Raw genomic sequence first — 6860 nt, forward strand, 5'->3', positions numbered from 1 at the left:
CGGATGACCGGCACCGACACCACGACCGGTGCGCCGGACCGTGTCGGCCCGGCCGCGGCGGCGCGGGCCGTCGCGGCCGCCGGCGTGGACGCGTACCCCCGGATCGTCGCGACCCTGATCCGACTGACCGGGGACTGGGCGTTGGCCGAGGACTGCGCCCAGGAGTCCCTGGCCGCCGCGCTGGAACGCTGGCCCGGCGACGGGGTGCCGGTCAATCCCGGTGGCTGGCTCATGACGGTGGCCCGCAACCGAGCGATCGACGTGCTGCGTCGGGCCACCGTGGAGCGCCGCAAGCTGCACGACCTGGCGCTGCTCGCGCCGACTGACGCGCGGCCCGAGCACGACGTCGAGGACGACCGCTTGAGACTCGTCTTCACCTGCTGCCACCCGGCGCTCGCCCTCGACGCCCGGGTGGCGCTGACGCTGCGGACCGTCTGCGGGGTGCCGACCGCCGACATCGCCCGCCTCCTGCTGGTCAGCGAGTCGACGATGACCCGCCGGCTGACCCGGGCCCGGACCCGGATCGCGCAGGCCGGCATCCCGTACCGGGTGCCGACCGGGCCGGCGCTGGCCGAACGGCTGCCGGGCGTACTCGCCGTGCTGTACCTGCTCTTCACCCGCGGCTACGTCCCCGACGGCGAACCGGCGTTCGCCGACGAGGCCGTGCGGCTGGCCCGGCTGCTGGACGCGTTGATGCCGGAGCAGTCCGAGGTCGCGGCGCTGCGGGCGCTGCTGCTGTTCCAGCACTCCCGTCGGGACGCCCGTCGGGACGCCGCGGGCAACCTGCTCACCCTGGCGCGGCAGGACCGCGCGCGGTGGGACCGGGCGGCCATCGCCGAGGGCCAGGCGACTCTTGCCCGGGTACGCGACGACGGGCCGTACGCGTGGCAGGCCCGGATCGCGGCCTGCCACGCCACCGCGCCGTCCGTCGACGCCACCGACTGGGCGACGATCGCGCGCGCCTACGACGCGCTGGCGGGTATCCGGCCGTCACCGGTGATCGCGCTCAACCGTGCGGTCGCGCACGGCTACGCGTACGGGCCGACCGCCGGGCTGGCCCTGCTCGACGAGGCGCGTGCCGAGGGTGGGCTGTCCGGCAACCCGCTCGCCGGGGCGGTGGAGGCCGACCTGGTGGCCCGGCAGGATGATCCGCTGCGGGCCGTCACGCTGTTCCGGGCGGCGGCGGCCGCGGTGGACTCGCCCGCGCAGCGCCGCGCCCTGCTCGACCGGGCGGACGAGCTGTCTCGCTAACGAGCCATCCGCACTCCCCCCGCCCCGCCCCGCCCCGCCCCGCCCCGCCCCCGCCCCGCCCCGCCTCGTCGATCATGGAGTTGTGGTGGGCAACAAAACCCCCGTGAAACCTCAAACCAGGCACCACAACTCCATGATCGACGGGCCGGGACCGCTCCCGCTCCGCGATCTTGCACTTTCTGTCCCGGCAAAAGGGGTATCCCACTCATGTGGACAACAGAAACTGCAAGATCGGCGCGATCTTCTCCCTCGGTGCGCTCCGGGTCGCCGGGGCGAGGGCGAGCGCCGGGCCGGCGGGGTTCGTGGAGTCTCGTACGTCGATGACGCCCGCGAGACTGTTGGTCACCTCGACGCGCTACTCGGCGACAAAGGTTCCTGAGCCCGGTACGCCGACCACCAGTCCGCGAGATTTGAGAGCGTCCACGGCGCGGGCGACCGTCCGCCGGGCTGACCCGTACTCCTGGGCCAGCGCGTCGTACGTCGGTAGGCGTGAGCCCGGTCGGAGCTCCCCGGCGGCGATCCGTCGAGTCAGATCGTCCTCGATCTCTCGGGCCGTGTACGGGATGGGCATAAGGCGTGGCCCCTGGTAGACATCGGGTCGGCACGGGTCGCTGCCGGAGAAACGGGCGTCCCGCCTCGTGACAGGAGGCGGGTGTTCCGCCCGTCGTGTGGAGGTGCTGCCGGTGCTGCCCGAGGAGAAGCCGATGCAGGTGCCTGTCAACGTCGGTGCGTGGCGATGGCCGATCCGGCCCGAGCGGATCGAGTGTGGAGAGTGCGGGCGATGCGCTGCCGGTTGAGCGGTTCACGGCGCTGTCCGAGCTGGCCCAGACCCTCAGCGAGCACGCGTCGCGCTGCCGTGTCTTCCTCTGCGGACGCGAGCGGCCGGCCGCCCTGGCCCCGTTCGGCGACGGCCGACCCGACCGGACCACGCCAGCGGTCGTACCGCGCGCCGGGCGTCGTACCCGAAGAGCGCTGGCGCCCCCGGTGCGGGCCGCCGGCCGCGCACACCGCCGATGGTCCTTCCTGGATCTGCGACGCCTGCGGGAAGGACTGGCCCTGCCCGACGCTGCCCGCGACCCCGACGGACGCCGCCCGACGGGCGACCCTGATCCCCGAGTACTCGCGGATCACCCGCCGGGCAACCCGCGACCTGCGCGGCCGGCCGGGCGGCCCCGGCCCGGTCGCCATCGTCCGCCGTTTCCTCTGGTTCCTGCCGCTGACCGACGAGGAGGCCCGCGCGGTCGCACTGCGGCTGCGCTGAGCGCTGACCCCGTCGGACACGAGCCGGCGACCGCTACGGTGGCCGCATGACATTGCCGTTCGAACTCGCTTTGCGTGGTTACGACATGCGTCAGGTCGAGAGTCTCCTTGCCGAGGTCGACAGGGCTCTGGCTACCGACAGCGCGGTGTCACGGGCTGCCGCGCGGGACGCGCTTCGGACGGCCAGCTTTCGACGGCGGCTACGTGGCTACGAGATGCAGCAGGTGGATGCGGCGATAGACCAACGGCTTGCTGCCCTCGCGCTCCCGGGCACCCACGACGGACCGGCGTGACCAGCGGGCTTCCCGCCCGTGCTCGGACGGCAAACCTTCCTCGGCTCTGACGGCGAAGGCCGCCCCCGCCGAAGCGGGAGCGGCCTTCGACCAGCCGTACCTGATCAGTTGGCGATCATGCGGCGCAGCACGTACTGCAGGATGCCGCCGTGGCGGTAGTAGTCCGCCTCACCCGGGGTGTCGATCCGCACGACGGCCTCGAACTCGACACCCGTGTCGGTCGTGACCGTCACCGTGCGCGGGGTCTCGCCGTCGTTCAGGGCCGTCACACCGGTGATGGTGAACATCTCGGTGCCGGTGAGGCCCAGCGACTCGGCGGTGACGTCCACCGGGAACTGCAGCGGCAGCACGCCCATGCCGATGAGGTTGGAGCGGTGGATCCGCTCGTACGACTCGGCGATAACCGCCCGGACGCCCAGCAGCATCGTGCCCTTGGCCGCCCAGTCCCGCGACGAGCCCGAGCCGTACTCCTTGCCGGCCAGGATGACCAGCGGGATGCCGGCCTCCTGGTAGGCCATCGAGGCGTCATAGATCGAGGTCTGCTCGCCGGTGAGGTGGTTGACGGTGAAGCCGCCCTCCACCCCGGGCACCAGCTGGTTACGCAGCCGGATGTTGGCGAAGGTGCCCCGGATCATCACCTCGTGGTTGCCCCGGCGCGAGCCGTACGAGTTGAACTCGTGGCGCGGCACGCCGTGCTCGGCCAGGTAGGTGCCGGCGGGGGAGTCCGCCTTGATCGCACCGGCCGGCGAGATGTGGTCGGTGGTCACCGAGTCACCCAGCTTGGCCAGCACCCGGGCGCCGGAGATGTCGACGACCGCGCTCGGCTCCTGCTGCATGCCCTCGAAGTACGGGGGCTTGCGCACGTAGGTCGAGTCGCTGTCCCAGGCGAAGGTGTCGCCGGTCGGGGTGGGCAGCGACTGCCACCGCTCGTCACCGGCGAAGACGTCGGCGTACGCGGCGCTGAAGCCGGTCGCGCCGATCGCCTGGGCGATGACGTCCTGGATCTCGGCGCTGTTCGGCCAGATCTCCCGCAGGTAGACCGGGTTGCCCTCGGTGTCCTCACCGATCGGCTCGTTGGCCAGGTCGATGTCCATCGTGCCGGCGAGGGCGTACGCGACGACCAGCGGCGGGGACGCCAGGTAGTTCATCTTGACGTCCGGGTTGATCCGGCCCTCGAAGTTGCGGTTGCCCGAGAGCACCGAGACGACCGACAGGTCGTGCTCGTTGACCGCGGCGGACACCTCCTCGGGCAGCGGACCCGAGTTGCCGATGCAGGTCGTGCAGCCGTAGCCGACCAGGTTGAAGCCGAGCTTGTCCAGGTACGGCGTGAGACCGGCCCGCTCGTAGTAGTCCATGACCACCTTCGAGCCCGGGGCCAGGGTGGTCTTCACCCACGGCTTGCGGGTCAGGCCCTTCTCGACCGCGTTGCGGGCCAGCAGGGCCGCGCCGATCATTACCTGCGGGTTGGACGTGTTGGTGCAGGAGGTGATGGCGGCGATCACCACGGCGCCGTGGTCCAGCTCGTACTCGACGCCGTCGGTGCCGGTGACCCGGATCGGGTTGCTGGCCCGACCGCCCGCGCCGGTGGCGGCGGTCTCCAGGTCGCGCGGCTCGTCGGCCGGGTCGCTGAACTCGTTGGCCGGCGGGTCGCTGGCCGGGAACGACTCGGCGCTGGCCTCGTCGGCCGGGCCGTTCGCGCCGCGCGGCAGCTCCTCGCGGGCCACGCTCGGCTTGAGGTCACGCTCGCCGGTGGAGTCGTCGGCGACGTAGTCGGTCAGCGCCGAGCGGAACAGCGTCTTGGCGCTGCCCAGCGGCACCCGGTCCTGCGGGCGCTTCGGGCCGGCGAGCGACGGCTCGATGGTGCTCAGGTCCAGCTCGAGGCGCTCCGAGTAGGAGGGCTCGGCCGCCGGGTCGTGCCAGAGGCCCTGCTCCTTGGCGTACGCCTCGACGAGCGCGACCTGCGCGGCGTCCCGACCGGTCAGCTCCAGGTAGCGGATCGTCTCGGCGTCGATCGGGAAGATCGCCACGGTGGAGCCGTACTCCGGGGACATGTTGCCGATGGTGGCCCGGTTTGCCAGCGGCACGGCGCTCACGCCGGGGCCGTAGAACTCGACGAACTTGCCGACCACGCCGTGCTTGCGCAGCATCTCGGTGATGGTCAGCACCAGGTCGGTGGCGGTGGTGCCGGCCGGCATCTCGCCGGAGAGCTTGAAGCCGACGACCCGGGGGATCAGCATGCTGACCGGCTGGCCGAGCATCGCGGCCTCGGCCTCGATGCCGCCGACGCCCCAGCCCAGCACGCCCAGGCCGTTGACCATCGTGGTGTGCGAGTCGGTGCCGACCACGGTGTCCGGGTACGCCTGCCCGTTGCGTTCCATGATCGTGCGGGCCAGGTACTCGATGTTGACCTGGTGCACGATGCCGGTGCCCGGCGGGACGACCTTGAACTCGTTGAACGCGGTCTGGCCCCAGCGCAGGAACTGGTAGCGCTCCTTGTTGCGCTCGTACTCCAGCTCGACGTTGCGGGCGAACGCGTCCTCGCGGCCGAACAGGTCGGCGATGACCGAGTGGTCGATGACCAGCTCGGCGGGGGCGAGCGGGTTCACCTTGGTGGCGTCGCCGCCGAGCTCGCGGACGGCCTCGCGCATGGTGGCCAGGTCGACCACGCAGGGCACGCCGGTGAAGTCCTGCATGAGCACCCGCGCCGGGGTGAACTGGATCTCCACGCTCGGGTCGGCGGTCGGGTCCCACCCGCCGAGCTGCTCGATGTGGTCGGCGGTGATGTTCGCGCCGTCCTCGGTCCGCAGCAGGTTCTCCAGCAGGATCTTCAGGCTGTACGGCAGCCGGTCGTGGCCGTCCACCTTGTCGATCTTGAAAATCTCGTAGCTCGCGTCTCCGACGCGTAGCTGGGTCTTCGCACCGAAGGTGTCGAGGCTCGCCACGTCGTACTCCTTCACACCAGCGACCGTGAGTAGTCCTGAGCAGTCTGTCGCACCGGCCGGGGCGCCGCCGAGGTTAGGTAACACTTACCGCCGATTCTGCTCTCAAACAAAACCGTACGTCCGTCTTGCTATTTGCGCAACCCAGCCGGCCCGCTCGCCACCCCTCATCCCTAGCCTCCTAGGACGCGTTACGGAATGTGCGGCAGTAGCCGAGGGGCCGATCGGCCGCGTCGACCGCGGGTAGGGTTCGAGGCCCGGCCGGAGGAGGGTCACCCGTGTTCGACGTCCAGCACTGGCTCGTGTCGCTGCCGCCGATCGCGGTCTACCTGCTCGTCGCCGGGGTGATCGGCGTGGAGAGCATGGGCGTGCCCCTGCCCGGTGAGATCGTCCTGGTCAGCTCCGCGCTGCTCGCGGCCACCGGAGTGGTGGAACCCGAGTGGGTGGCGACGGCCGCCGCGACCGGAGCGATCGTCGGTGACTCCATCGGGTACGCGGTGGGGCGTCGCGGCGGACGTCCGCTGCTCGCCCGGCTCGGCCGACGCTTCCCCCGTCATCTCGGCCCCGCCCAACTCGCCCGCGCCGAGCAGAGCTTCGCCCGGCACGGTGTGTGGGCGGTGTTCTTCGGTCGGTTCGTGGCGCTGCTGCGGATCCTGGCCGGCCCGCTCGCCGGGGCCCTGCACGTGCCGTACCGGCGGTTCCTGGTGGCCAACGCCGCCGGCGGGCTGGTCTGGGCGTTCGGCACCACGTACCTGCTGTTCAGCGTCGGTCGGGCGGCCGAGCACTGGCTCAAGGACATCTCCTGGGCCGGCCTTGTCCTCGCGGTGCTGGCCGGCCTGGGCAGCACGTGGTGGCTACGTCGACGTGCCCACCGTCTGGAGGCCGCCGAGCCGGAGCCGTCGGGCGAGCCTGCGCCGGCCACCGATTCAGAGCAGCCTGCCGACCCGGCGCTGGCCCAGACCCGACACCGGTAGCGCACCTGGCGCCGGCTCGCGCCGGCAGGAAGATCCCGGACCCGGGTACGCCGAAAGGGCCGGACCCCGTGGGGTCCGGCCCTTTTCGGTGTGGTTGTCAGCTGGTGGCGTAGCCGCGGGTGGCGATCCAGTCGGCGAGGTGT

At 71.7% G+C, this 6860-nt stretch carries 7 protein-coding genes; 4 read left to right on the forward strand and 3 right to left on the reverse strand.

Features of this window, described 5'->3' with window-relative positions; all coding sequences use genetic code 11:
• Positions 1–3 precede the first annotated feature (3 nt).
• Entirely contained in the window at positions 4–1251 is a 1248-nt protein-coding gene (locus AB0I89_RS31895) for a sigma-70 family RNA polymerase sigma factor (RefSeq protein ID WP_357134356.1), read from the forward strand.
• A 205-nt stretch (positions 1252–1456) separates the two neighbouring features.
• Here AB0I89_RS31895 and AB0I89_RS31900 read toward each other — a convergent pair whose 3' ends face one another.
• Together AB0I89_RS31900 and AB0I89_RS31905 are read right to left on the reverse strand one after the other, a co-directional pair.
• A complete protein-coding gene (locus AB0I89_RS31900) occupies positions 1457–1597 on the reverse strand; it encodes a hypothetical protein (protein WP_357134358.1) in 141 nt (46 codons plus the stop codon).
• A gap of 9 nt (positions 1598–1606) precedes the next feature.
• Entirely contained in the window at positions 1607–1822 is a 216-nt protein-coding gene (locus tag AB0I89_RS31905) for a winged helix-turn-helix domain-containing protein (RefSeq protein WP_357134360.1), read from the reverse strand.
• Positions 1823–2107: 285 nt separating this feature from the next.
• Here AB0I89_RS31905 and AB0I89_RS31910 point away from each other — a divergent pair, with 285 nt between their 5' ends.
• Together AB0I89_RS31910 and AB0I89_RS31915 are read left to right on the forward strand one after the other, a co-directional pair.
• Positions 2108–2512: a hypothetical protein gene (locus AB0I89_RS31910; protein ID WP_357134361.1), complete on the forward strand. Its 405-nt coding sequence runs from the start codon at positions 2108–2110 to the stop codon at positions 2510–2512.
• Between the two features lie 46 nt (positions 2513–2558).
• A complete protein-coding gene (locus AB0I89_RS31915; RefSeq protein ID WP_357134363.1) occupies positions 2559–2804 on the forward strand; it encodes a DivIVA domain-containing protein in 246 nt (81 codons plus the stop codon).
• A gap of 104 nt (positions 2805–2908) precedes the next feature.
• On the opposite strand, the gene AB0I89_RS31920 is transcribed toward AB0I89_RS31915, so the two are convergent.
• Positions 2909–5761 carry an aconitate hydratase gene (locus AB0I89_RS31920; RefSeq protein WP_357134365.1) on the reverse strand — a complete coding sequence of 951 codons (2853 nt, stop codon included), beginning with the start codon at positions 5759–5761 and terminating at the stop codon, positions 2909–2911.
• Between the two features lie 260 nt (positions 5762–6021).
• Here AB0I89_RS31920 and AB0I89_RS31925 point away from each other — a divergent pair, with 260 nt between their 5' ends.
• The gene (locus tag AB0I89_RS31925; RefSeq protein WP_357134367.1) at positions 6022–6717 is read left to right on the forward strand and encodes a DedA family protein; all 696 of its coding nucleotides are present in this window, start codon (positions 6022–6024) and stop codon (positions 6715–6717) included.
• The last annotated feature ends 143 nt before the right edge of the window (positions 6718–6860 follow it).

Origin of the sequence: Micromonospora sp. NPDC049801 (assembly GCF_040656575.1) — a bacterium.
Taxonomy (GTDB): domain Bacteria; phylum Actinomycetota; class Actinomycetes; order Mycobacteriales; family Micromonosporaceae; genus Micromonospora.